Source organism: Streptomyces sp. NPDC057638 (genome assembly GCF_042800315.1).
GTDB lineage: Bacteria > Actinomycetota > Actinomycetes > Streptomycetales > Streptomycetaceae > Streptomyces.
This window is the reverse complement of the sequence record NZ_JBHVHF010000120.1, coordinates 1-22282: the sequence shown is the minus strand read 5'-3', so window position 1 is coordinate 22282 and position 22282 is coordinate 1. Positions and strand designations below refer to the sequence as shown.

16 protein-coding genes are annotated in these 22282 nt (G+C 72.8%); 8 read left to right on the top strand and 8 right to left on the bottom strand.

What is annotated here, in order from left to right; translation table 11 throughout:
* A partial coding sequence (locus tag ACFVIM_RS18025) for a hypothetical protein (RefSeq protein ID WP_384302214.1) occupies positions 1–3648 on the top strand: 3648 nt, incomplete at its 5' end.
* A gap of 175 nt (positions 3649–3823) precedes the next feature.
* Here ACFVIM_RS18025 and ACFVIM_RS18020 read toward each other — a convergent pair.
* Positions 3824–4294 (bottom strand): hypothetical protein, encoded by a 471-nt coding sequence (locus tag ACFVIM_RS18020; RefSeq protein ID WP_384302213.1) that lies wholly within the window; start codon positions 4292–4294, stop codon positions 3824–3826.
* A gap of 631 nt (positions 4295–4925) precedes the next feature.
* On the opposite strand from ACFVIM_RS18020, the gene ACFVIM_RS18015 reads away from it, so the two are divergent.
* From ACFVIM_RS18015 to ACFVIM_RS18000, 4 genes are read left to right on the top strand one after another with little or no spacing between them, the layout of a single operon-like run.
* Entirely contained in the window at positions 4926–7952 is a 3027-nt protein-coding gene (locus ACFVIM_RS18015) for a nitrate- and nitrite sensing domain-containing protein (protein ID WP_384302211.1), read from the top strand.
* Complete coding sequence (locus ACFVIM_RS18010) at positions 7949–8401, top strand: roadblock/LC7 domain-containing protein (protein ID WP_384302209.1); 453 nt, start codon at positions 7949–7951, stop codon at positions 8399–8401. The genes ACFVIM_RS18015 and ACFVIM_RS18010 overlap by 4 nt, the downstream gene beginning before the upstream one ends.
* Positions 8402–8411: 10 nt before the next feature.
* Positions 8412–8819, top strand: coding sequence for a DUF742 domain-containing protein (locus ACFVIM_RS18005; protein ID WP_384302207.1), 408 nt, complete (start codon positions 8412–8414; stop codon positions 8817–8819).
* Positions 8800–9402, top strand: a complete 603-nt coding sequence (locus tag ACFVIM_RS18000) for an ATP/GTP-binding protein (protein ID WP_384302205.1) — start codon at positions 8800–8802, stop codon at positions 9400–9402. Before ACFVIM_RS18005 ends, ACFVIM_RS18000 begins: the two co-directional genes overlap by 20 nt.
* A gap of 384 nt (positions 9403–9786) precedes the next feature.
* Here the strand turns inward: ACFVIM_RS18000 and ACFVIM_RS17995 are convergent, their stop codons facing one another.
* From ACFVIM_RS17995 to ACFVIM_RS17980, 4 genes are all read right to left on the bottom strand, one after another.
* Positions 9787–10548: an MIP/aquaporin family protein gene (locus tag ACFVIM_RS17995; RefSeq protein ID WP_384302203.1), complete on the bottom strand. Its 762-nt coding sequence runs from the start codon at positions 10546–10548 to the stop codon at positions 9787–9789.
* A 215-nt stretch (positions 10549–10763) separates the two neighbouring features.
* Complete coding sequence (locus ACFVIM_RS17990; protein ID WP_384302201.1) at positions 10764–12002, bottom strand: lipid-transfer protein; 1239 nt, start codon at positions 12000–12002, stop codon at positions 10764–10766.
* A complete protein-coding gene (locus tag ACFVIM_RS17985; protein WP_384302216.1) occupies positions 11999–12439 on the bottom strand; it encodes a Zn-ribbon domain-containing OB-fold protein in 441 nt (146 codons plus the stop codon). The genes ACFVIM_RS17990 and ACFVIM_RS17985 overlap by 4 nt, the downstream gene beginning before the upstream one ends.
* Positions 12440–12506: 67 nt before the next feature.
* Positions 12507–12863 carry an Mpo1-like protein gene (locus tag ACFVIM_RS17980; protein WP_384302199.1) on the bottom strand — a complete coding sequence of 119 codons (357 nt, stop codon included), beginning with the start codon at positions 12861–12863 and terminating at the stop codon, positions 12507–12509.
* A gap of 76 nt (positions 12864–12939) precedes the next feature.
* On the opposite strand from ACFVIM_RS17980, the gene ACFVIM_RS17975 reads away from it, so the two are divergent.
* A complete protein-coding gene (locus ACFVIM_RS17975) occupies positions 12940–13443 on the top strand; it encodes an NUDIX domain-containing protein (protein WP_384302197.1) in 504 nt (167 codons plus the stop codon).
* A gap of 187 nt (positions 13444–13630) precedes the next feature.
* Here ACFVIM_RS17975 and ACFVIM_RS17970 read toward each other — a convergent pair whose 3' ends face one another.
* Positions 13631–16000, bottom strand: a complete 2370-nt coding sequence (locus ACFVIM_RS17970) for a glycoside hydrolase family 31 protein (protein WP_384302195.1) — start codon at positions 15998–16000, stop codon at positions 13631–13633.
* A gap of 422 nt (positions 16001–16422) precedes the next feature.
* On the opposite strand from ACFVIM_RS17970, the gene ACFVIM_RS17965 reads away from it, so the two are divergent.
* Together ACFVIM_RS17965 and ACFVIM_RS17960 are read left to right on the top strand one after the other, a co-directional pair.
* Positions 16423–18396 (top strand): acetoacetate--CoA ligase, encoded by a 1974-nt coding sequence (locus ACFVIM_RS17965; RefSeq protein ID WP_384302193.1) that lies wholly within the window; start codon positions 16423–16425, stop codon positions 18394–18396.
* Positions 18397–18471: 75 nt separating this feature from the next.
* Positions 18472–19434 (top strand): hypothetical protein, encoded by a 963-nt coding sequence (locus ACFVIM_RS17960; RefSeq protein WP_384302191.1) that lies wholly within the window; start codon positions 18472–18474, stop codon positions 19432–19434.
* A gap of 248 nt (positions 19435–19682) precedes the next feature.
* On the opposite strand, the gene ptsP is transcribed toward ACFVIM_RS17960, so the two are convergent.
* Both ptsP and ACFVIM_RS17950 read right to left on the bottom strand, forming a co-directional pair.
* Positions 19683–21353 carry a phosphoenolpyruvate--protein phosphotransferase gene (ptsP, locus tag ACFVIM_RS17955; RefSeq protein WP_384302215.1) on the bottom strand — a complete coding sequence of 557 codons (1671 nt, stop codon included), beginning with the start codon at positions 21351–21353 and terminating at the stop codon, positions 19683–19685.
* A 74-nt stretch (positions 21354–21427) separates the two neighbouring features.
* Entirely contained in the window at positions 21428–21877 is a 450-nt protein-coding gene (locus ACFVIM_RS17950; RefSeq protein WP_384302189.1) for a PTS glucose transporter subunit IIA, read from the bottom strand.
* Positions 21878–22282 lie beyond the last annotated feature (405 nt).

Genomic DNA, 22282 nt, shown 5'->3' with positions numbered 1-22282 from the left:
AGCTGGGACACCGCCCGTGAGACAGCCCGTACGACGGCCGGCCGCGCGAAGGACTCGGCCGCGGCCGAGTCCCGGGCGGAGCTGGCCGCCGCCCGTGCCGCGGACGCCGCGCTCGCGGCGGAGCAGGCGTACGCGGCCGAGCACCGTGCCGCGGCCTCCATCGCGGAGAACGACCGTCTGGCGGAGCTGCTCAGCCTGCCCGGTGCGCCCACCGGGACCCCGGTCCCCGCCCCGCGCCGTGCCACCTCCGCCGCGGAGAGCCGTCCCCGTGGTGTCGTCCACAGCTCCGTTGACGCGGTCCCCGACCCCGAGGAAGCCACGGAAACCGTGACGGCCCGGGTGGACGACACCTCGGCCGACGGGGAGGGCCCGTCGGCCGGAGCGGCTGGCCTGTCGGCCGACGCGGATGACCCGCACGCTCACGCCACGCCCGGCCCGTCGGTCGACTCCGCGGCCAGTGACTCCGGCGTCCGCGCCACCGGAGCGGGAGCGTCGGCGCACCTCCCCGCCCCCGCCCCGCGGGATTCCCCGGCCTCTGGTTCATCGGGGGCCTCGGGATCATCGGGTTTCCACGGCTCCGCTGACTCCTCCGGTTCTGCGGGTGCCTCGGGTGCCCCCTCCCGCGATGGCGAGCCCGCCCCGGCCGGGAGCCCCGCTCCCCCCGGCGCCATCCATGTCCGGGTCGAGGACGGCCATGCCGCCGACGCCCCGCTCTCCGTCGAGGAGCTGGACCGGTTCGCCGACGAGCTGCACGAACTGCTCGACCAGTATGTGACGGCCGCCGAACGGCAACTGTTCGAGCTGCGGACCGCCGCCGCCGACGACGCGCGGATCCTCGGCGCGCTCGGTGACGGAGGGCTGCTGCCCCCGGGCCCCGACGTCCTGGCCACGGTCGAGTTCCTCGGTGAACACGGCATCCCCGCCCTGCCCGGCTGGCGCTATCTCGCGCACTCCGTCGACCCCGCCGACCACGCCGCCGTGCTCGCCGCGCGCCCCGAACTGGTCGACGGCGTGGTCATCACCGACCCGGACTCGCATCTCCGCGCTCGTGAGGCGCTCTCCGGTGCGGCCCTGCTGCCCCGCTCCACCGTCGCCGTCGGCACCGCCGCGGCGCTGCTGGCGCCCGTGCCCGCTCCCGGCGGCGGGGGCCAGGAGCTGGATGTCTTCCTCGTACCGCCGAACCCCGCCATGCACGACGAGCACGCGGCCGACGAGGAGCGGCAGGCGCTGCGCCTGCGGGCCGCCGCGCGGGACGAGGAGATCCGCACGCTGGCGGCGCGGCTGGCCGAGGACCGTTCGCTGGCCGCCCGGCTCGGCGCCTGGCGCGCCGACTGCCCGCCCGGGATGCTCGACGAACTGGCGCGGGGCACCGAAGCGGCCCGCGCCGCCGCCGAGGAGGCCGCCGCCGACCTCGTACGGGCACGGGACATCCGTACGGTCGCGGAAGAGGCCGCCACCGAGGCCGCCGCCGTCCGTGACGAGCGCCAGGAGACCGCCCAGCGGGCCCGCCGTGCCGCCGACGCCCTCGCGGGCCTCGCCTTCCGGCTGCGGGAGCGCGCGGGCTGGCAGGTGAAGCTGCGGGAACTGGCCGATGACGCCGTCGAGTCCGAGGCCCGCGCCACCAGCTGTCTGGAGCGCGCCAAGGCGGCGGACGAGGACCGCCGTGCCGCCCAGCGCGCCGGTGACGACGCCCGCCGCACCGCACGCGCCCTGCGCGCCGAACGGGCGGAGATCGCGGGTGCCCCCGAGACCCTGCCCGAGATCGATCCGGACGCCCCGCGCGTACCGCTGCCCGCGCTGCGCGAGGCGTACCGCTCCGCTTCCCAGCTCTACGAGAAGGTCGGCGTCGGCGCCGACCTCCGTGCCGAACAGGCCCGCGCCGAGGGCGACGAGAGCGCCGCGCTCGCCGAACTGGACCGCCTCACCAACAAGGTCCGCACCCGCGCCGCCCAGCTCCTCGAAGGCACCGACGGCGCGGACGGGCCCTCCCGTCAGGCGGCCGCCGCGCGCGCCGAGTCGCTGGTGCAGATGCTGGAGACCCGGGCCTCCGAGGCGAGCGAACGGCTCGGACGGCTGCGCGGCGAGGCCGAGCGCCTCGCCCCCGCCGATGGCGAGGCCCACACCGAACTGCCCGAGGAGCGGGTCCCGGGCGACGCCGAGCAGGCACAGGGCCTGCTGCGCGCCGCCACCCATGACCTCGCCACGTACACGGAGTCCCTGGAGACCGCGCGCGAGACACACGCCGCCCTGCTGCGCGCCCACCGCGCCGCCGAGGACGCGGCGGGCGGCTTCGACGAGACCGCGGCCCTCCTCCGCGATCTGCTGCGGGACCAGCAGGAGCAGCAGGACCCCGCCGAGGAGAGCCCCGCGCCCTACCCGGGCGATCTCGCCGAGGCCCGTCAGTCCGCCGCCGAGGCCCGCCGCTCCCTGCGCGGCTGCGCCACGGACCTCTCCGCCGCGGAGGGCGCCGTCCGCGAGGCGAGCGATGTGCTCATCCGGCACGCCAACGCCACCCGGTACGAGCAGGTGCGCACCCCGGCGCGGCAGCAGATCCGGGAACTGCCCGCGGCGACCCTGCCGGACCACGCGGCCAAATGGGCCGAGGCGTTCGCCCCCCGGCTCCGCGTCCTCACCGATGAACTAGGACAGTTGGAGCGCAACCGGGACACGATCGTCGACCGGCTGCGCGGCCTGGTCGAGTCGGCGCTCGCCACGCTCCGCTCCGCCCAGCGGCTCTCCCGGCTGCCCGAGGGCCTGGGGGAGTGGTCCGGCCAGGAGTTCCTGCGGATCCGCTTCGAGGAGCCCGACCACGCGACGCTCGCCGAACGGCTCGGCGAGGTCATCGACGAGGCGACCCGCGCGGCGGTCAAGAAGAACTCCGCCGCGGCCTACGGAGAGGGCCGCCGGGACGGTATGTCCTTGCTGCTGCGGGGGGTCCAGGCCGCCCTCCAGCCCAAGGGCATCGCCGTGGAGATCCTCAAGCCGGACGCCGTGCTCCGCGCCGAGCGCGTCCCGGTCGGACAGATGGGGGACGTCTTCTCCGGCGGTCAGCTGCTGACCGCCGCCATCGCCCTCTACTGCACGATGGCCGCGCTGCGCAGCAACGACCGGGGCCGGGACCACCACCGCCACGCGGGGACGCTCTTTCTCGACAACCCCATCGGGCGGGCCAACGCCACCTATCTGCTGGAGCTCCAGCGCGCCGTCTCGGACGCGCTCGGGGTGCAGCTCCTCTACACGACCGGCCTCTTCGACACGACGGCGCTCGCCGAGTTCCCCCTGGTGATCCGGCTGCGTAACGACGCCGATCTGCGGGCGGGGCTGAAGTACATCAGCGTGGAGGAGCATCTGCGGCCGGGGCTGCCGCAGCGGGACCCGTCGGCCGAAGCGGTCCATGGGGAGATCACGGCGACGCGGATGTTCAAGCGGGCACCCATGACACCGGCACCGGCACCAGCACCGGCATCGGCACCCGTACCGGTACCGCCCTCCACGTCCACACCGACTTCCACGTCCGCCTCTGCCGTCACGTCGGCCCCGGCCCCGGCGTCTGCCTCTGCTGTCACGCCGACCTCGGCCGTCACCTCCACCCCGGCCCCGACCGCGGACGACCCGCCGTCCTCCAGCGGGAGCGAGCGGGACGAGTAGACCGCCGTCCGTTTCTGTCCGGTTCTGTCCGGGCGCAGCGCCTTGCCGTCGTGCGCCCGGACCGGCCGGAGTGCGCGCCCTGGCACCCTCGGTCCGTCCGGGACGCGGGACACCACGGACAGCCGGACTCGGCCCATCGCCCGGCCTCGTACCGAAGGACAGGAGTTCGGGGGCGTCATGCCACCTGGGAGAGCCGCTCCCGCCTGCGTATACGGGAGCTCTGACGGGCCGCCGCCTTCGCCGCGCGCCGCGCCCGGCGGCGCTCCCGCCGCAGCGCGCGGGCGCTGCTGCTCGGCTCCGAGATCACCCCGTGGCGCTGCTTCCACACCTGACGGGTGACCCAGACATCGAGGACCGCCCAGGTGGCGGCGACCGTGCTCGCGACACTGCTCAGCACCATCGGGAAGGCCAGCCACGAGCCCGCCAGGGTGCAGAGGAAGGCGACCATCCCCTGGATCAGCGTCAGTGAGGCGATGAGCACCGCGCGTACGGCCGCCGTGCGGACCGGATCCGCCAGCCGCATCCGCGCCACGGGCTCGTCCACCCAGAGCTGACGCGTCATCGGCGATCCGTCCCCGGCCCCTGACGTGGCCCCGGCGGTGCCTTCGGCCCGACGACCGCTGCGACGACGCCCTTCCCTGTCCATTCCGTCTCCCACTCCCCACGTCCCCCTGTCCGTCCCCTCCAGGGGACTGCCCGGCATTCCGCCGCTTTACTCGATCCCGGACCGGCCCGAGACCCGTCCCCTACCAGCTCAGGACCCGTTCCCTACCGGCTCCTGACCGGCCCCTCTCCTGACCGGCCCGGTGCCCACTCCCGGTCCATGGTGGACCGATCGGGGAGCCGCCCCACGCACCGGAACCGCCTCCGGCACGACGGGCCCGGTGTACCGGCGCGCGGGCCCGGTGTCATCGGCGCGCCGCCGAGCTCTCCATCAGCCCCTGTGAGAGCGGCGCGGTCCCCTGGGCCCCGCCGACCCTCGTACACAAAGACGAACAATCGGCACGGATGATTCCCGCATCCCGGACAGGAGTCGAATGATTTCAGCCATCCGGCATCGGATTGGCCCCGATGTGTCGCCCGCTCTCCCCGACACGCCGGGAACGGCAACTCCTTGAATACCGGGACAAGATATGTGCAACGGCGCTGCGGTAGGCCGAAAATCGTCCGGACGTGTCTTCGAGTTGTCCCTGTGACAGTAGTAGGCTCGCGCCGTTTGCTGACGGGACGGGCACGAAACGCCCTTCTGGCGTGAAGAGTTCGAGCAGGGGGAGGCCATGCGCTTTCGCGGGAAGTCCATCCGCCGGAAGATCGTGGCGTTGTTGCTGGTACCGCTGGTCTCGCTCACCGCGCTGTGGGGCTTCTCCACCTTCGTGACCGGACAGGAGGCCCGGCGGCTGCTGGACGCGAGCGCCGTCTCCGAGGCGATCGGCGACCCCGTGCTCGATGTGATCGACGTGATCCAGGACGAGCGCCGCCAGACGCTCGTCCACCTCGCCGACCCCCGTTCCGCCGCCGCGCTGATCGCGCTGCGCGAGAAGCGGGCCGTCACCGACCGGGCCGTCGCCAAGGTGACGAACGAGGCGTCCACGGAGAAGGTGCGCTCCAACCTCAGCACGCAGAACCGTGCCAAGCTCACCGCGCTCTCCGACGGGATGAAGGGTCTGCCCGCCCTGCGCCGGTCCGTGGAGGCGGGCGCTGTCACCCGGGTCCAGGCGCTGGACTTCTACAACCGCGTCATCGACCCCGGCTTCACCTTCCTCACCACCCTGCACGCTCTCAACGACGCCGACGCCGAGCGCGAGGGCCTCGCCTTCGTGGGCCTGGTCCGCGCCCTGGAGACGCTCTCCCGCGAGGACGCCCTGATCACCTCGGCCTTCACCGCGGGCGAGGTCACCTCCGCCGAGGTGCGCCAGCTCACTGACCTCGTCGCCAACCGCGAGCTGTACTACGAGATCAACCTGGAGGCGCTGCCCGCCGAGGAACGCGGCATCTACCGCTCGTTCTGGCTCGGCCCCCAGACCGCCCCCCTGCGCGAGGCCGAGGAGCGGCTGATCGTCCGTGGCGGGGTGGACGAGGGCGACGCCGCCGACACCCGCGAGTGGCAGACCGCCCTGACCCCCGTCCTCAACGAGCTGCGCCGTGAGGTCAGCGCCTCGGGCGAACGGCACCAGGACCGGGTCGGCCCCGCCGCCTACGGCGTCTTCGTCCAGGCCGGCATCGCGGGCATCCTCGGCTTCCTCGCCCTCCTAGTCTCGATCATCGTCTCCGTACGTATCGGACGCGACCTGATCCGCAACCTCTCCCGGCTGCGCAAGGAGGCCCACGAGGTCTCCGATGTACGCCTCCCCAGTGTGATGCGCCGTCTCGCCGCCGGGGAACAGGTCGACGTCGAGACCGAGGCACCGCGCCTGGAGTACGAGAAGGACGAGATCGGCCAGGCCGGTCACGCCCTCAACACGCTTCAGCGCGCGGCCGTCGAGGCCGCCGTGCGCCAGGCCGAGATGCGACGCGGCGTCTCCGAGGTGTTCGTCAACCTCGCCCGCCGCAACCAGGTACTCCTCCACCGCCAGCTCACCCTCCTCGACGCTATGGAGCGGCGCACCGAGGACACCGAGGAACTCGCCGACCTCTTCCGTCTTGACCACCTCACCACCCGTATGCGCCGTCACGCCGAGGGCCTGGTCATCCTCTCCGGTGCTGCGCCCTCCCGGCAGTGGCGCAAGCCCGTCCAGCTGATGGACGTCGTCCGCGCGGCGGTCGCCGAGGTCGAGGACTACGAGCGCATCGAGGTGCGCAGGCTCCCGCGCATCGGTGTGAGCGGTCCCGCCGTCGGTGACATGACCCATCTGATCGCCGAACTCCTGGAGAACGCGACCGTGTTCTCCCCGCCGCACACCGGGGTCCAGGTGCACGGTGAACGCGTCGCCAACGGGTTCACCCTGGAGATCCACGACCGTGGCCTCGGTATGGCCCCCGACGCGCTGCTCGACGCCAACCTGAGGCTCGCGGAGACACCGGAGTTCGAGCTCTCCGACACCGACCGGCTGGGACTGTTCGTCGTCAGCAGGCTCGCCCAGCGCCAGGGTGTACGGGTCTCGCTCCAGCCCTCTCCGTACGGCGGTACGACCGCGATCGTCTTCATTCCCGCGGGACTGCTCACCGAGGCGCCCGAGAGCCACGGCAGCGGGTTCCGGCTCGACCGCAAGGACGAACGCGCCACCAAGGGAGGCCGGGAGAGACGTTCCGGCGACATCGACCGGCGGGCGCGCACCCTCGGGCCCGACGACGGCCCCGAGGACTCCGGCTCCGGCTCGGCGATCGACGACACCGCTGAGACCGCCGAGGCCGGTGAGACCGACAGGATCCAGAAGACGGACGGCACGGGCTTCACGGTGAACGGGGCCCGTCCCGCGACGGGCGGCCCCGCGTTCGCGCCCGACGGCTCCGCGTCCCCGGCCGGTCGGTCCGGTTCCGCCACCGACGGCCCGGACATCACACCCGGCCCCGGCTTCGCCCGCCCCACCGGCCCCGGGTCCCGTGGCGGAAAGGGCATGCCCCGGCGCCGCGCCAACGGAGGTTCCCTCCACGGCGGTCCGGTCCGGCGTGATCCCTCGTCCACCGGCCCGCGTGATCCCTTCGGCACCGCCGATGACCCGTTCGGCGGCTCGACCGGCCTCGCCGGGGCCGGACCCTTGAGCGATCCCGACTCCCTGATGGGCCCGCAGACGCCCACGGACACGGATGGCGCCCGAGGCCCGCTGGACCCTGACGGTCCCCCCGAATCCTTCGAAGGCCCGGCCGACCAGGACGAGTTCCGTCCCCGGCCCCGTGCCCGCCGCCGCCCGGCCGCCGACGAACGCCCTCAGGACCGGGACCAGGAGTGGATCGCCGCCCCCGTGCCGCTGCCGCGTCGCAAACCGCCCACGCTGGTGTCCGACCGTGGACGTAGAGTGGATGAGCCGGGCCGCACCCGCCCGGCGCCCGTACCCGACCCGACCCGCGCCGAGGAGTCCCCGCGCCGACGCGCCGCCGAAGCGGAGTCCGCACTGATCGATGGTCTGCCCCGCCGGGTCCGCCAGGCCAGCCTCGCCCCCCAGCTCCGGGAGGGCGCGGCCGGCGGCGCTGGCGCCGACGTCGAGCGGGACGCGGAGGAGGTACGCAGCCGGATGGCCTCCATGCAGCGGGGATGGCAGCGGGCGCGGCTGAAGAACGCAAGCGAGGCTGACGACGCCGACGGGGCCCAGGGGAGCGGCCCCGGCTCGTCAGCACGACGAACGACATCGGAGGGGGACGGTCGATGACCGCACCGCACGCCGCAGCGAACGCCGTCGGCGGACGCCCGGCCGCCAAGGCATCCGGCGAGCTCAACTGGCTTCTGGATGAGCTGGTCGAGCGCGTCGGCAGCATACAGAGGGCCCTTGTGCTCTCCAGCGACGGTCTGGCCAGGGGTACGTCGCGCGAGCTGAGCCGGGAGGACAGCGAGCACCTCGCCGCCGTGGCGTCCGGCTTCCACAGCCTGGCCAAGGGGGTGGGCCGCCACTTCGACGCGGGTGAGGTCCGTCAGACCGTCGTGGAGCTGGACGAGGCGTTCCTGTTCGTCACCGCCGCGGGCGACGGCAGTTGTCTGGCCGTCCTGGCCGACGCGGACTCCGATGTCGGCCAGGTGGCGTACGAGATGACGCTCATGGTCAAGCGCGTCGGGGTCCACCTCGGCACCGCGCCGCGAAGCGGTCACGCCGCCGGAGGGTGAGGGTTCCGGCATGAGTGACCCGACTCACCAAGCCCCGCACCCGCACCACTACTTCGACGCCGACGCGGGCCCGGTCGTCCGCCCGTACGCGATGACCCGTGGCCGCACGAGCAGTACGACGGTCCACCACCGGCTCGATCTGATCGCCCTGGTGGTGGCCGAGCCCGACGCGGGCCATCCGGCCCACGACCAGTCGCTCTCCCCGGAGCATGTGGAGATCGTCGAACGCTGTCTGGAGTCCTCGCAGTCGATCGCCGAGCTCGCCGCCGGTCTCGATCTGCCCGTCGGCGTGGTGCGTGTGCTCGTCGGCGATCTCGTCGAGGACTCCCTGGTCCACGTAACCCGTCCCGTTCCTCCGGCCGAGCTGCCGGACGTGAGTATTCTCCGCGAGGTGATCAATGGTCTTCGGGCGCTCTAGCGGTCGGCGACCCGTCGAACCGGTGACCTTGAAGATTCTGGTCGCGGGTGGTTTCGGCGTAGGCAAGACCACCCTGGTGGGGGCGGTCAGCGAGATCCAGCCACTCCGTACCGAGGAGGCGCTGAGCGAGGCGGGCCGACCCGTGGACGACACGGCGGGGGTGGAGACCAAGACCACCACCACCGTCGCCATGGACTTCGGCCGGATCACCCTCCGCGAGGACCTGGTCCTCTACCTCTTCGGCACCCCGGGCCAGGACCGCTTCTGGTTCCTCTGGGACGAACTGGCCCAGGGCGCGCTCGGCGCGGTGGTACTCGCGGATACCCGCCGACTGGAGGACTCCTTCGCCGCCGTCGACTACTTCGAGCGCCGGGGCATCTCCTTCACCGTCGCCGTCAACTGCTTCGAGGGTGCACGGCGCTTCGCGCCGGAGAGCGTCCGGGCGGCGCTCGACCTCGACCCGCAGGTGCCGCTGCTGCTGTGTGACGCCCGCGACCGCGAGTCCGTCAAGGAGGTGCTGGTGGCGGTGGTCGAACACGCGCTGGCGACGGTCACCGGCACCCGCGAGCCCGCCGACGCCTGACGTCGCGCGGGAGCGCCCGCGCGGTGTGCCGGGCGGTCCGGCGGTGTCCCACCGGCGTCCGGGTGCATCCGCGCGCCCACCCGCACCCTTGTGCGCCCGTACACCGCGGCATGAGCCGCGGCATGAGCCGGGCCGTGAGCCCGGTCCTGAATCCGCGCCGTGAGCCCGGTCCGTGATGCGGGGGACGCAGGCTCGGCACGACCTCCTGGTGATGCACACCCCTGGTTATGAAACACCCTGGTCAGGGGCCCACCTCTGGTACTCGGGGGCCCTTCCCCCGTCGTGATCACCGTCGTGAACACCCATGGCCAGGGACCCGCCCCGCCGACGGTGGACCGGCGCGCCCGCCGCCCGTGGAATCCGACGCGGCGGACGCGCCGCCGGTCAGAACGCCACTTTCACCAGCAGCCCCGCCAGCACCCCGCCGACCAGCGGTCCGACCACCGGCACCCAGGCGTACCCCCAGTCGGACGTTCCCTTCTGGGGTATCGGCAGCAGCGCGTGCGCCAGCCGTGGTCCCAGATCCCGCGCGGGGTTGACCGCGTAGCCCGTGGGTCCGCCCAGGCTGAGGCCGATCCCCACCACCAGCAGGGAGACCAGCAGGATCGAGATGCCCGAGCCGTAGATCCCGGCTCCCTCGTCCCCGATCGGTCCCACCCCGATGCCCTCGTTGCGGCCGAACGCCAGGATGGGGACGACCAGGGCCACGGTGGCGATGACCTCGGTGAGGGTGTTGCTGACCGGACGGCGTACCTCCGGCCCGGTGGCGAAGATCCCGATGGTCGGCTGGGTCAGTGTGGTCTCCCCGTTGGCCCGGAACTGCTCGTAGTAGACCAGATAGGCCAGCGCGGCCCCGATGGCGGCGCCCACCAGCTGCGCCAGGACATACAGCGGCACCTTGCCCCACTCCCCGGTGTCGACGGCGAGCGCCAGCGTGACGGCGGGGTTGAGGTGGCCGCCGGAGAGGGGCGCGGCCGTATAGGCCCCCGCCAGCACTCCGAAGCCCCAGCCGAAGGTGATCACGACCCAGCCGGAGGCCTTGGCCTTGGAGCGGTGCAAGGTGACGGCGGCGCAGACCCCGACGCCGAAGAGGAGCAGGATCGCGGTGCCGATGACCTCACCGACGAAGATGTCTCCGTTGCTCATGGCGGCTCCTATGCCCTCGCCCGGGACCGGAGTCCGGGGCGTACGAGTGAACGGGCGTACGTGGCAGGTGCGTATGGCGAGTGCGTGTCATCCGCTCGCGGAAACGGGAGCCTGGGGCACGTTCCGTCACCGCTCCCGGCGAGCGTGCCGAGAAGGCAGTGTTCACCGGGCGTCTGGGGGCGTCAAGGCCGCCCTCGTGCCGTACACCGGAAGGCTCAGCGGACCGCGATCACCGCCGAACCATGCCCGAACAGGCCCTGGTTGGCGCTGATCCCCACCCGTGCCCCGGCCACCTGCCGCGCCCCGGCGCCGCCGCGCAGCTGCCAGGTCAGCTCACAGACCTGGGCGATGGCCTGCGCGGGGACGGCCTCACCGAAGGAGCACAGCCCACCGCTGGGGTTCACCGGAAGCCGCCCGCCGAGCGCGGTCACCCCCTCCCGTACCAGGGTGGCTCCCTCGCCGGGGCCGCAGAGGCCGAGATCCTCGTACCACTCCAGTTCCATCGCCGTGGAGAGGTCGTATACCTCCGCCAGTGAGAGGTCCCCGGGGCCGATCCCGGCTTCCTCGTACGCGGCCTGTCCCAGCGACGCGCGGAAGGACATGCCCGCCGGGCCGCTCGGCGGTCCGGCCGGAGGGCCAACCGGTGGATCGGCCGGCGGCCCGGCACCGCGCGCCGAGTCCGTGGCGATGTCGGGCAGGTCGAGGGTGGTCCGCGGATAGACCGGCGACGGTGTGGCCACGGCACGGATACGGACGGGGGCGCCCGCTCCATGCCGCCGGGCGAACGCCAGGCTGGAGAGGACCAGCGCCGCCCCGCCGTCGGAGGTGGCGCAGATGTCCAGCAGCCGCAGCGGGTCGGCGACCACCGGCGAGGCCGCGACCTCACCGGCGGTGACCGCCGTGCGGTAGCGGGCCGAGGGGTTGAGGGCCCCGGCCGCCGCGTTCTTGACCTTCACCCGGGCGAAGTCCTCGGGCCGCTCCCCGTACACCGCCATCCGGCGCCGGGCGTAGAGCGCGAAGTAGGCGGGGTTGGTCGCGCCCAGGACACGGAAGCGGACCCAGTCGGGGTCCTCGGGCCGCTCACCCGCCACGGGGGCGAAGAACCCTTTCGGCGCCGCGTCGGCGCCCACCACCAGGACCACCTCGGCCTGTCCCGCCAGGATCTGCGCCCGCGCGGCCCCGATCGCCTGGGCGCCCGAGGCGCACGCGGCGTAGACACTGGTGACGCGCGCTCCCTGCCAGCCGAGCGCGCGGGCGAACGTCGCCCCCGCCACATAGCCGGGATACCCGCCGCGTACGGTGTCGGCGCCCACGATCGCGTCGATCCGCCGCCAGTCGATCCCGGCGTCGTCAAGGGCGGCCCGCGCCGCGACGGTTCCGTACCGTACGAAACTGTGGCCCCACTTGCCCCAGGGGTGCATTCCGGCGCCGAGGACCGCGATGTCCTCGCTCATACGGACCCGGCCCCGCCGGGCATGAGCGGCCGCCAGTGCCAGGTGGTCCAGACGGTCTCCGCGTCCTCGTGGAGCACCCCGGGCACCAGCTCGGCCTCCATCCCCACCGCGAGATCGGCCACCGACACTCCCGGTGGCGCCTGACCGAGCACCACCATCCGCTCGTCGGCCAGCTCCACCGCGATCAGGGTGGTCGGCTCCCAGGGCACCCGGAGGTCGGAGACATAGGGCGGGGGCGGCCGGTAGCGGCCGTCGGTGTACGACCAGATCCGGCCGCGCCGCGAGAGTGGCACCCGGACCAGCTCGGTGGCGCCACAGCCAGGCGCGCGGCAGAAGAACTCCTCCGGCGGGAAGAACACGGTGGAACACCGGGCGCACTCGGAGCCGAGGAGCCGGAACTCCGCCTCGGGCCCGTCCTCGGTGAACCATCCGGCCATGACCGGCGTGCGCGCCACGGGACCTCCCCACAGGACATCTGATGGAGCGTCAGAAGTGTGTCATGGTTCAGCCGTTCTCGGCGAGCCATGCGGCGGCGGTCTCGCCCAGCTCCCCGTCCCGCCCCGCCAGCATCATCCGGATCATCCGCATATCACCCCGAAGGGACCAGATCGGATGCCCAAAAGTGGCCGGATTGTTTCCCTCGATCAGGAAATGCGCAGGCCAGGCCGTCCCGTACCCGATCAGCGGTAGCGCCGCCGCGTACCGCCTGCGTCCCCGGGCGACGCCGTAGACGCTCACCGCCAGCCCCGTCAGCGTCCCCGCGCAGTGCACCCAGCGGGTCGCCGCCTTGGAGTGCATCGCGACGTAGTAGGGCCAGAACTCCTCGTACGAAGCGAACGTCCGCTCGATCGTGTCAGCCATGGGCGCACGGTAGTGCGCCCATCGACAACCGGCCAGACGCCGACCCGGCGCCCCCGGTACGGGATACAGTCCACCGGTGCCCCAGGACGCCTACTGCGGAAACTGCGGAGCCCCCTATGGCTCCCTGACCGGCTGGCCACGCACCTGCCCGAGCTGTGGCCACACCTCCTACCGCAACCCGCTCCCCGTCGCCATCGCCCTCCAGCCCGCCCACGACGCCCAAGGCGCCGGACTGATCGTCATCACCCGTGCCATCGAACCGCACTGCGGCGGGGTCGCCCTCCCCGGCGGCTATGTCGACCTCGACGAGGAGTGGCAGGGCGCCGTGGTGCGCGAACTCCGGGAGGAGACCGGCATCGAGGCATCCGCCACGGACGTCCGTCTCGCCGACGCCCTCAGCTCACCGGACGGCCACCTCCTCCTCTTCGGTCTGCTCCCCGCCCGCCCGCTGGCGGAACTCCCACCCACGCGCCCGACCGCCGAGACCGCCGCCCGTGGGCTGCTGCGCACCCCGAGAGAGCTGGCGTTCCCGCTCCACACCACAGCGGTACGGCGCTGGTTCATGGGCCGCTACGGCTAGGGCGTGTCCGCAAAGTAGCGGCGTCCTCCCCCCGGACGAAGTCCAGAGGGCGGGACCCGCGGCGTCCGGTGCTGGGGGTACCCCCAGACTCCGTCCGGGGGTACCCCCTCCCGGGCCGCAGGGCCCAGGGGGAGTGTGTGCCGGGCGTCGCGGGCCAGGCGGGACTTTGCGAACACGCCCCAGGCCATCACAACCGCCCAGCCCCCAGTCCCCGCACCCGCACCGGCCAGCGCACCGGCCCCGTACCGCCGTTGCGCAGCCGCCGGACCTTCACCCGACCGTCGGAGAGCCGGGTGGAGTACCGCTCCATCTCCACCCGCTCCCAGCCGTCCCCGGTGTCCGCGACCACCAGACCACCGCCCCGCCGTCCCTCCGCGGGCGCCCACACCTCCAGTTCCGTACGTCCGTCGGAGCCCCGCACGGGAATCACCGAGCCACCCCGGGCGAACACCGGCACCCGCGACAGCGGGGCGTCCACCAGCACCAGGCCCGGCCCGTCGTACATCCGGCCCGTCGCCACCTCGTACCACCGGCCGCGCGGCAGCCGCACGGACCGGCGCACCGCGCCCCGCTCCAGCACCGGCGCCACCAGCAGCGCGTCCCCCAGCAGAAACGCGTCCTCGCAGTCGCGCAGCGCCCGGTCCTTCGGCGAGCCCCACCACACCGGCCGTACATAGGGGGCGCCCGTCAGCCGCGCCAGATGCGCCAGCGTCACGAAGTACGGCCGCAACCGCTCCCGCTCCACCAGGGCCGCCCGCGCGTGCTCCAGCACCCGGGGCCCGAACTCCCACGGCTCCCGGCGCCCCGCGTCGATCGCGCAGTGCGTACGGAACAGCGGCAGATAGGCACCCAGCTGGAACCAGCGCAGATACAGCTCCGGCGACGGATCACCGTTGAAGCCGCCCACATCGGGCCCCGAGTACGGCACCCCGCACAGCCCCAGCCCCAGTACCAGCGCGAGCGAGGCACGCAGCCCCGGCCACCCCGTGGCGACATCCCCCGACCAGGTCCCGCCGTAGCGGTGCATCCCCGCCCAGCCCGAGCGGGAGAAGAGGAACGGACGCTCCTGCGGCCGCAGCCGCCGCAGCGCCGTGTACCCGGCGCTCGCCATCATCAGTCCATAGACATTGTGTGCCTCCCTGTGGTCCCCGCCCCGGCCCTCCAACGCGTGACGCGCCGACAGCGGAAGCGTCGTCTCGCCGAAGGCCGCGAAGGAGACCGGCTCGTTCATGTCATGCCACACCCCCGAGAAGCCCTGCGCCAGCCGCTCCTCGTACCACTCACCCCACCAGCGGCGCGCCACCGGATCGGTGAAGTCCGGGTAGACACAGTCACCCGGCCACACCACACCCCGCACCTCACGTCCGCGCCGGTCCCGCACGAACGCCCCGGCCGCCACCCCGCTGTCGTACACCGAGTACCCCGGCTCGGCCTTCACAGCGGGATCGACGATCGACACCAGCCGCACCCCATCCTCCTCCAGCTCCCGGGCGAGCGCGGGAAGCTGTGGATAACCTTCCCGGTCCACCGTGAAGACCCGGTGCCCGGCGTAGTGGTCGATGTCCAGGTGGAGCGCCGACAGCGGCAACCCCCGCGCCCGGTACCCCGCCACGATCCTGCGCACCTCGGCCGTGCCACCGAAGCCCCAGCGGGCGTGCTGAGGACCCAGCGCCCACCCGGGCGGCACGGCGGCCGCCCCCGTCAGCCGCGCCCAGCGCGCCATGATCCGGGCCGGAGTGCCCACGATGACCCAGCACCGCAGAGGGCCGCCCGTCATCCGGACCTCGCTGGTCCCGGCCCGGTCATGCCCCGAACCGGCGCCCTCCCGGCCCTCCTGGAGCAGTACCCGGCCGTCCCACGCGTTGTCGTAGAAGGCCAGGTGTGTCCCCGCGTCCGCGACCACCACCTGCACCGGCATCGTGATGTACAGCGGATCGTCGCCAGGCCCGAACGACCCCTTCGGATCGGTGTTCCACAACCGGTAGGAACCGTCCCGCAACCGAGGACCCGAGGCCCGGCCCCCAAGCCCGAAGAAGCGCGCGTCCGCCGCCACCTCCGTCCGCTGCACCCAGCGGCCCCCGCCCCCAGCCACCCGCTCCCACCAGCGCGGCGGCAGTTCGCGCCGGAGTACGACGCCCCCCGGCGTCCGGACCTCGACAGCGCCGTGGCGCGACACCTCCACCGTCACCCGCTCCGACACCACCCGCCAGCCGCCGTCCTTGTCCGGCTCCAGCTCGGCGCGGGGATCAGGCTCCGGCGGGACCCCGCCCAGCGCGTACGAGGGCTCCGCGTCCGCTCCGTCCCACCCCCAGAACACCGCGCCCCCGCGCACCACACAGATCCGCAACTCCGACCGGGCGAACCGGACCACACCGCCCCCGGGCAGCGGCTCCGCCCCGGTCACCGGCCCCGGTACCCGCGCCCGTTCCGCCCCCCGCGCCCGCCGCCGGAGCTCGTGCGCGTCGGCGCGCCGCCGTCGCCACGCGAAGCGCAGCGCGCGCCACCCCCTGGGAGACGTGAACTTCCGTACCGAGCGCACCAGATCCCGACCGTCCATGCAGCTCAGCGTGCCACCAGAGAAGCCGCGAAGGAGAGGCGTTCGACTCCCGTTCACCCCCTCTTCCACCCGCTACCAGGGAGGCGGCCTCCTCTCCACCACACGGACGGCCGCGCGCCGTGCCCACCCGCCCGCGCACCGACCCCCGTCCACCCACGCCGCCCCGGGTGTCCCAAGGGCGGCCGCCCGGGGCGGCGTGGATGTACCCCGGGTGCCGGGATCGCCGGCCGCCCGGGGCGGCGTACGCGTGACCCGCGCCAGGCCCTTCGTCCCCGCGACCACCCCACCGGTGGGCCAGTCCCACCCCACCAGCCCCGCTCTGGTGCGAAAGACGATCACGTGGCATCGTCCCTGTCAGCGTCAACCGCGCACCCCGCGCCCGTGCGCCCCACCCACCCGCGCAGCCACCCGGGAGCCGCCCCATGACCCCAGCAGCGAACTCCGCCCCCCTGTGGCAGCCGGACGCCGAACGGATCGCCGGCGCGACCGTCACCCGCTTCCAGAGCTGGGCATCCGAGCGCTACGGTGCCCCCGCCGACGGCGGCTACCCCGCACTGCACCGCTGGTCCGTGGAGGAACTGGAGACCTTCTGGCGCGCCATCGCGGACTGGTTCGACATCCGCTTCACCACCCCGTACGAGACGGTTCTCGCCGACCGTGCGATGCCCGGCGCCCGCTGGTTCCCCGGCGCGACCCTCAACTACGCGGAACACGCCCTGCGCGCCGCCGCCGACCGCCCGGACGCGCCCGCGCTGCTCCATGTCGACGAGACCCATGAACCGACGCCCGTCACCTGGTCGGAGCTGCGCCGTCAGGTCGGGGCGCTCGCCGCCGAACTACGCGCTCTCGGCGTACGCCCCGGCGACCGGGTCAGCGGCTACCTGCCCAACATCCCCCAGGCCGCCATCGCGCTCCTCGCCACCGCCGCCGTCGGCGGCGTCTGGACCTCCTGCGCCCCCGACTTCGGCGCCCGCAGCGTCCTCGACCGCTTCCAGCAGGTCGAACCCGTCGTCCTGTTCACCGTCGACGGCTACCGCTACGGCGGCAAGGAACACGACCGTACCGACACCGTCGCCGAACTCCGCCGCGAGCTGCCCACCCTCCGCGCCGTCGTCCACATCCCCCTCCTCGGCACCCCCGCCCCCGAGGGCGCGCTGGACTGGAGCGACCTCACCTCCGGCACCGCCGAGCCCGTCTTCGAGCCGGTCCCCTTCGACCATCCCCTATGGGTCCTGTACTCCTCCGGCACCACCGGGCTGCCCAAGGCGATCGTCCAGTCCCAGGGGGGCATCCTCGTCGAGCACCTCAAACAGCTCGCCCTCCACTGCGACCTCGGCCCGGACGACCGTTTCTTCTGGTACACCTCCACCGGCTGGATGATGTGGAACTTCCTCGTCTCCGGCCTGCTCACAGGCACCACGGTCGTCCTGTACGACGGGAGCCCAGGCCACCCCGACACCGGCGCCCAGTGGAGCGTGGCCGAACGCACCGGAGCCACCTTCTTCGGCACCTCCGCCGCCTATGTGATGGCCTGCCGCAAGGCCGGGGTCCACCCCGCGCGCGACTATGACCTCTCCCGCGTGGCCTGCGTCGCCACCACCGGGTCGCCGCTGCCCCCGGACGGGTTCCGCTGGCTGCACGACGAGGTCGCCGACGACCTGTGGATCGCCTCCGTCAGCGGTGGCACGGACGTGTGCAGCTGCTTCGCGGGCGCTGTCCCCACCCTCCCGGTGCACATCGGCGAACTCCAGGCCGCCTGCCTCGGCACCGACCTCCAGTCCTGGGACCCCCACGGCAACCCCCTCGTCGGCGAGGTCGGCGAACTCGTCGTCACCAACCCCATGCCGTCCATGCCGATCCGCTTCTGGAACGACCCGGACGGCAGCCGCTACCGCGAGAGCTACTTCGAGATGTTCCCGGGCGTCTGGCGCCACGGCGACTGGATCACCCTCACCGACCACGGTTCCGTCATCATCCACGGCCGCTCCGACTCCACCCTCAACCGCCAGGGAGTACGGATGGGATCGGCCGACATCTACGAGGCGGTCGAACGCCTCCCCGAGATCCGCGAATCCCTCGTCATCGGGGTCGAGGAGCCGGATGGCGGCTACTGGATGCCCCTCTTCGTCCACCTCGCCCCCGGCGCCACCCTCGACGACGACCTGCGCGCCCGCGTCAAGGCCACCATCCGCGAAGTGCTCTCGCCCCGCCACCTCCCGGACGAGATCATCGAGATCCCCGCCGTCCCCCACACCCTCACCGGCAAGCGCCTCGAAGTCCCCGTCAAGCGACTCCTCCAGGGCACCCCCCTCACCCGGGCGGTCAACCCCGGCTCCGTCGACAACGCCGCCCTGCTCTCCTTCTACGAGGAGCTCGGCCGCACCCGCGTCCGCTGACCGTTGTCAGTGCCTGCCCTTACGGTGAGTCATCAGTGATCGAACCATCACGATCGACCGACCACAGGGGGAGACATGACGTACGGCAAGGAACCCGGCAAACGGCCCACCCGGCGGACCAGGCCCGCCCCACGGCGCGGCAGCACCCGCCCCAGGACCCCGTCCGGACAGCGGCGCGCCCTGCGCCGCGAAGTCGTCTCCACCGTCGGCGTCCTCGCCGACGGCACCGACTTCGCGGCCATGCGCGGCTACCAGACCTTCGCCTTCGACAGCCATCCGGCCTATCTCCGGCAGGTAGAGGCCCTGCTGAGATCCCTGGCCGACGACGAGCTCTCCACCCGCGTGGCGCTCTTCGACCCGGAGGACTTCGCCGCGTTCTGCTCCGAGCAGGGCCTCGACCCGGACACCGCCCTCAGCCGCAGCCGCTACACGGCCCAGCTCGCGACCCAGGGCGCCACCATCGCCTACACCGGCCAGCCGCTGGAGACGCTGCTGCCCGGGCTCATCAGCGCCGCCGTCCGCCGCGCCACCTGGGAGTACGCGACGACGGTCCTGGCCGACATCGGCCGCTGCGCCCACTGTGGCCAGGACATCGGCACCGCCGCCTTCGACCGGGCCGCCCACCTCCTGGTGCGACTCCTGGAAGCGGTGGGTCCGGGCGTCCACCACCTCGTGTGCAGCGTCCAGGGCCCCCAGGAACAGCTCCTGGCCGTGCTCCACACCGAGGCTGATTCCCCGGGCGAGGGCCCCGCCCCGGCCGATACCGCCGAGGCGGCCGAGTTCACCACCGTCCTCGCCACCGCCATCGCCCTCGACAACCCCGGCGGAGTGGTACTCCGCACCAGTACCCCCGGCGCCCCCGACCGTCTTCGCGGCTGGCGCCTCCAGGCCGCCTCACTCCATCCCCTCACCGAGGCGGAGGTCTTCAACGCCTACTGCACCGACGCCACCACCGGCGAACCCCTGCCACCCGAGCCCGGAGTGGAGTACCGCGCGGGCTTCGACATCGGAGCCGACGACCCCGAGCCCCACCACTGATCCCGCGGAACTCCGCTCAGCGACGAGGACACGGCGGCGGTCCTCAGAAAAGGAGCGCTCCCCGTACAGAACGCGGACGGCACAGAGAACACCGATACCACTGACAACACCAATACCACCGACAGCACTGAACGGGGAGGAGAACACAGCCATGAGGGGCCCCACCTGATGGTGAGACCCCTCATCCCGCGAGCGGGTCCGACGGGTCCGACCCGGACCGGCCACACCCGCCCCGCTTCCGCGTGCCGCTACTCGCCGGAGAGCACCGCCTGCGCCGCCACCCGCGCCTCCTCGGCGCTCTCCGACGCCCGGGCCGCCGCGGCCGCCCGCTCACACTGCGCCAACGAGTACGTCGCCAGGGTCGCCCGTACATAGGGAATCGACGCGGCACCCATCGACAGCGACGTCACACCGAGTCCCGTGAGCACACACGCCAACAGCGGATCGGAGGCCGCCTCACCACAGACACCGCAGCTCTTGCCCTCGGCCTTGGCGGCCTCGGCCGACAGCGCCACCAGATCCAGCAGCGCGGGCTGCCACGGGTCCTGGAGCCGGGAGACCGCGCCCACCTGACGGTCGGCGGCGAAGGTGTACTGCGCCAGGTCATTGGTGCCCAGCGACAGGAACTCGACCTCCTGGAGGATCGAACGCGCTCGCAGCGCGGCGGACGGGATCTCCACCATCGCCCCGAACTTCGCCCGCAGCCCCGCCTCACGGCATGCCTCCGCGAACGCCTTGGCATCCGTACGGTCGGCCACCATCGGCGCCATGACCTCCAGATACACCGGCAGGCCCGCCGCGGCCTTGGCCAGTGCGGTGAGCTGCGTCCGCAGCACCTCCGGGTGGTCGAGCAGGGTGCGCAGCCCCCGCACGCCCAGCGCCGGATTCGGCTCGTCGGCCGGGGTCAGGAAGGCGAGCGGCTTGTCCGCGCCCGCGTCCAGCACCCGCACCACGACCCGGCCCTCCGGGAACGCCTCCAGCACCTTGCGGTACGCCTCGATCTGCTTCTCCTCCGACGGCGCCCGCTCGCTGTCGTCCAGGAACAGGAACTCCGTACGGAACAGTCCGACGCCCTCGGCCCCGGCCTCGACCGCCGCCGCCACATCGCCGGGCCCGCCGATGTTCGCCAGCAGCGGCACCTTGTGACCGTCCGAGGTCGCGCCCGGACCACTGGACGCCGTCAGCGCGGCCTTGCGCTCCGCCGCCGCCCTCGCCAGTTCGGCCTTCTTCTCCTCACTCGGCTGCACGAAGATCTCGCCCGTGCTGCCGTCCACCGCGATCAGCGTTCCCTCGGCCAGCTCGCCGGCGCCCGGCAGCGCCACGACCGCGGGCACTCCCAGCGCCCGCGCCAGGATCGCGCTGTGGCTGGTCGGTCCACCCTCCTCGGTGACGAAGCCGAGAACGAGCGCGGGGTCGAGCAGCGCGGTGTCAGCGGGAGCCAGATCGCGGGCGATCAGCACATAGGGCTCGTCGCTGTCCGGTACGCCCGGCATCGGCACCCCGAGCAGCCGCGCCACGATCCGGTTCCGTACGTCGTCGAGATCCGCGACCCGGCCGGCGAGGTACTCCCCGGCGCCGGCCATCAGCGCCCGGTAGGCGGCGAAGGCGTCGTACACCGCGCGCTCGGCGGTGCTGCCGACGGCGATACGCCGGTCGACATCCGCTATCAGCTCCGGGTCCTGGGCCATCAGCGCCTGCGCCTCCAGCACGGCCTGAGCCTCCCCACCGGCCAGATTGCCCCGGGCGACCAGGTCGGCGGCGACCGCGTCCACGGCCTGCCGGGCACGTCCCTGCTCGCGCTCGGCATCCTGGTCGGGGTTCTGCTTGGCGGGGGGTTCCAGCACCGCCGTACCCATGTGCCGTACCTCGCCGATCGCCACCCCGTGGCTCACGCCGACGCCTCGCAGCGTTGTCTCCATTGTCATGTCTCCGATCGAGTGACGGCCCGTGCCGCCGCGCTGGGTGTGCGATCCGCCGTCATGCGGCCTGTGGCTCACTGCCAGACGAAGAGCGTGTCCCCGGCCTTGACGTCGCCGTCCTCACGGACATCACCGAGGACGTCGGCGGTGGCCTCCAGCGCCACGACGGGACAGATCGGCGACTTCCCGGCCTCCTCCACGGCGACGGGGTTCCAGCGCACGACCACCTGCCCGCGCGTCACGGTGTCCCCCTTGTTGACGAGCAGCTCGAAGCCCTCGCCATTGAGCTGAACGGTGTCGATCCCGAGGTGGGTCAGCACCCCGTGGCCCTCGCTGTCCACCACGACATACGCGTGCGGGTGCAGGGAGACCACCACCCCGTCGACCGGGGCCAACGCCTCCGAGGGCTCGCGCACGGGGTCGATGGCGGTACCGGGACCGACCATCGCACCGGAGAACACCGGATCGGGCACCGCCGCGAGTCCGATGGCGCGTCCGGCGACCGGGGACGTCACTGTGGTCATGAGGGGCCTCCCAGGGGGCGGAGATGTAAGGACGCCGTCGCTACCTGTTGTCCCGACGGCGCGCTGTTGAGCAGCGTAAGTCATACGAAGTCCTAGTTCCGCATGAAAGCTGACGATTGACGCAGCCCGGACGCCTCGCGAAACGATTTGCCTCGCCCCACGCCGACGGGTACTGTCATAGCTCTGCCTGACCCCAACACGACATCACGTCGGGGGTCGGCGGCACACCTACTCAAGCTGAGAGCCTAACTGGCCGGTACCTCTGCATGCCCGCAGAGCGGTGGTCAGGAAGACTGAAAAAGCCTGATACGGTTGGAAACACCGAAGGGAAGCGCCCGGAGGACCTGGTGAAAAGGGTCTGAAGGAAGCGTCCGTTCCTTGAGAACTCAACAGCGTGCCAAAAGT

What these genes read in the sequence shown, in the direction of transcription:
- ACFVIM_RS18020 (WP_384302213.1), bottom strand. Translation starts at nt 4,294, where the DNA reads ATGGACAGGGAAGGGCGTCGTCGCAGCGGTCGTCGGGCCGAAGGCACC.
- ACFVIM_RS18015 (WP_384302211.1), top strand. Translation starts at nt 4,926, where the DNA reads ATGCGCTTTCGCGGGAAGTCCATCCGCCGGAAGATCGTGGCGTTGTTG.
- ACFVIM_RS18010 (WP_384302209.1), top strand. Translation starts at nt 7,949, where the DNA reads ATGACCGCACCGCACGCCGCAGCGAACGCCGTCGGCGGACGCCCGGCC.
- ACFVIM_RS18005 (WP_384302207.1), top strand. Translation starts at nt 8,412, where the DNA reads ATGAGTGACCCGACTCACCAAGCCCCGCACCCGCACCACTACTTCGAC.
- ACFVIM_RS18000 (WP_384302205.1), top strand. Translation starts at nt 8,800, where the DNA reads ATGGTCTTCGGGCGCTCTAGCGGTCGGCGACCCGTCGAACCGGTGACC.
- ACFVIM_RS17995 (WP_384302203.1), bottom strand. Translation starts at nt 10,548, where the DNA reads ATGAGCAACGGAGACATCTTCGTCGGTGAGGTCATCGGCACCGCGATC.
- ACFVIM_RS17990 (WP_384302201.1), bottom strand. Translation starts at nt 12,002, where the DNA reads ATGAGCGAGGACATCGCGGTCCTCGGCGCCGGAATGCACCCCTGGGGC.
- ACFVIM_RS17985 (WP_384302216.1), bottom strand. Translation starts at nt 12,439, where the DNA reads ATGGCCGGATGGTTCACCGAGGACGGGCCCGAGGCGGAGTTCCGGCTC.
- ACFVIM_RS17980 (WP_384302199.1), bottom strand. Translation starts at nt 12,863, where the DNA reads ATGGCTGACACGATCGAGCGGACGTTCGCTTCGTACGAGGAGTTCTGG.
- ACFVIM_RS17970 (WP_384302195.1), bottom strand. Translation starts at nt 16,000, where the DNA reads ATGGACGGTCGGGATCTGGTGCGCTCGGTACGGAAGTTCACGTCTCCC.
- ACFVIM_RS17965 (WP_384302193.1), top strand. Translation starts at nt 16,423, where the DNA reads ATGACCCCAGCAGCGAACTCCGCCCCCCTGTGGCAGCCGGACGCCGAA.
- ACFVIM_RS17960 (WP_384302191.1), top strand. Translation starts at nt 18,472, where the DNA reads ATGACGTACGGCAAGGAACCCGGCAAACGGCCCACCCGGCGGACCAGG.
- ptsP (WP_384302215.1), bottom strand. Translation starts at nt 21,353, where the DNA reads ATGGAGACAACGCTGCGAGGCGTCGGCGTGAGCCACGGGGTGGCGATC.
- ACFVIM_RS17950 (WP_384302189.1), bottom strand. Translation starts at nt 21,877, where the DNA reads ATGACCACAGTGACGTCCCCGGTCGCCGGACGCGCCATCGGACTCGCG.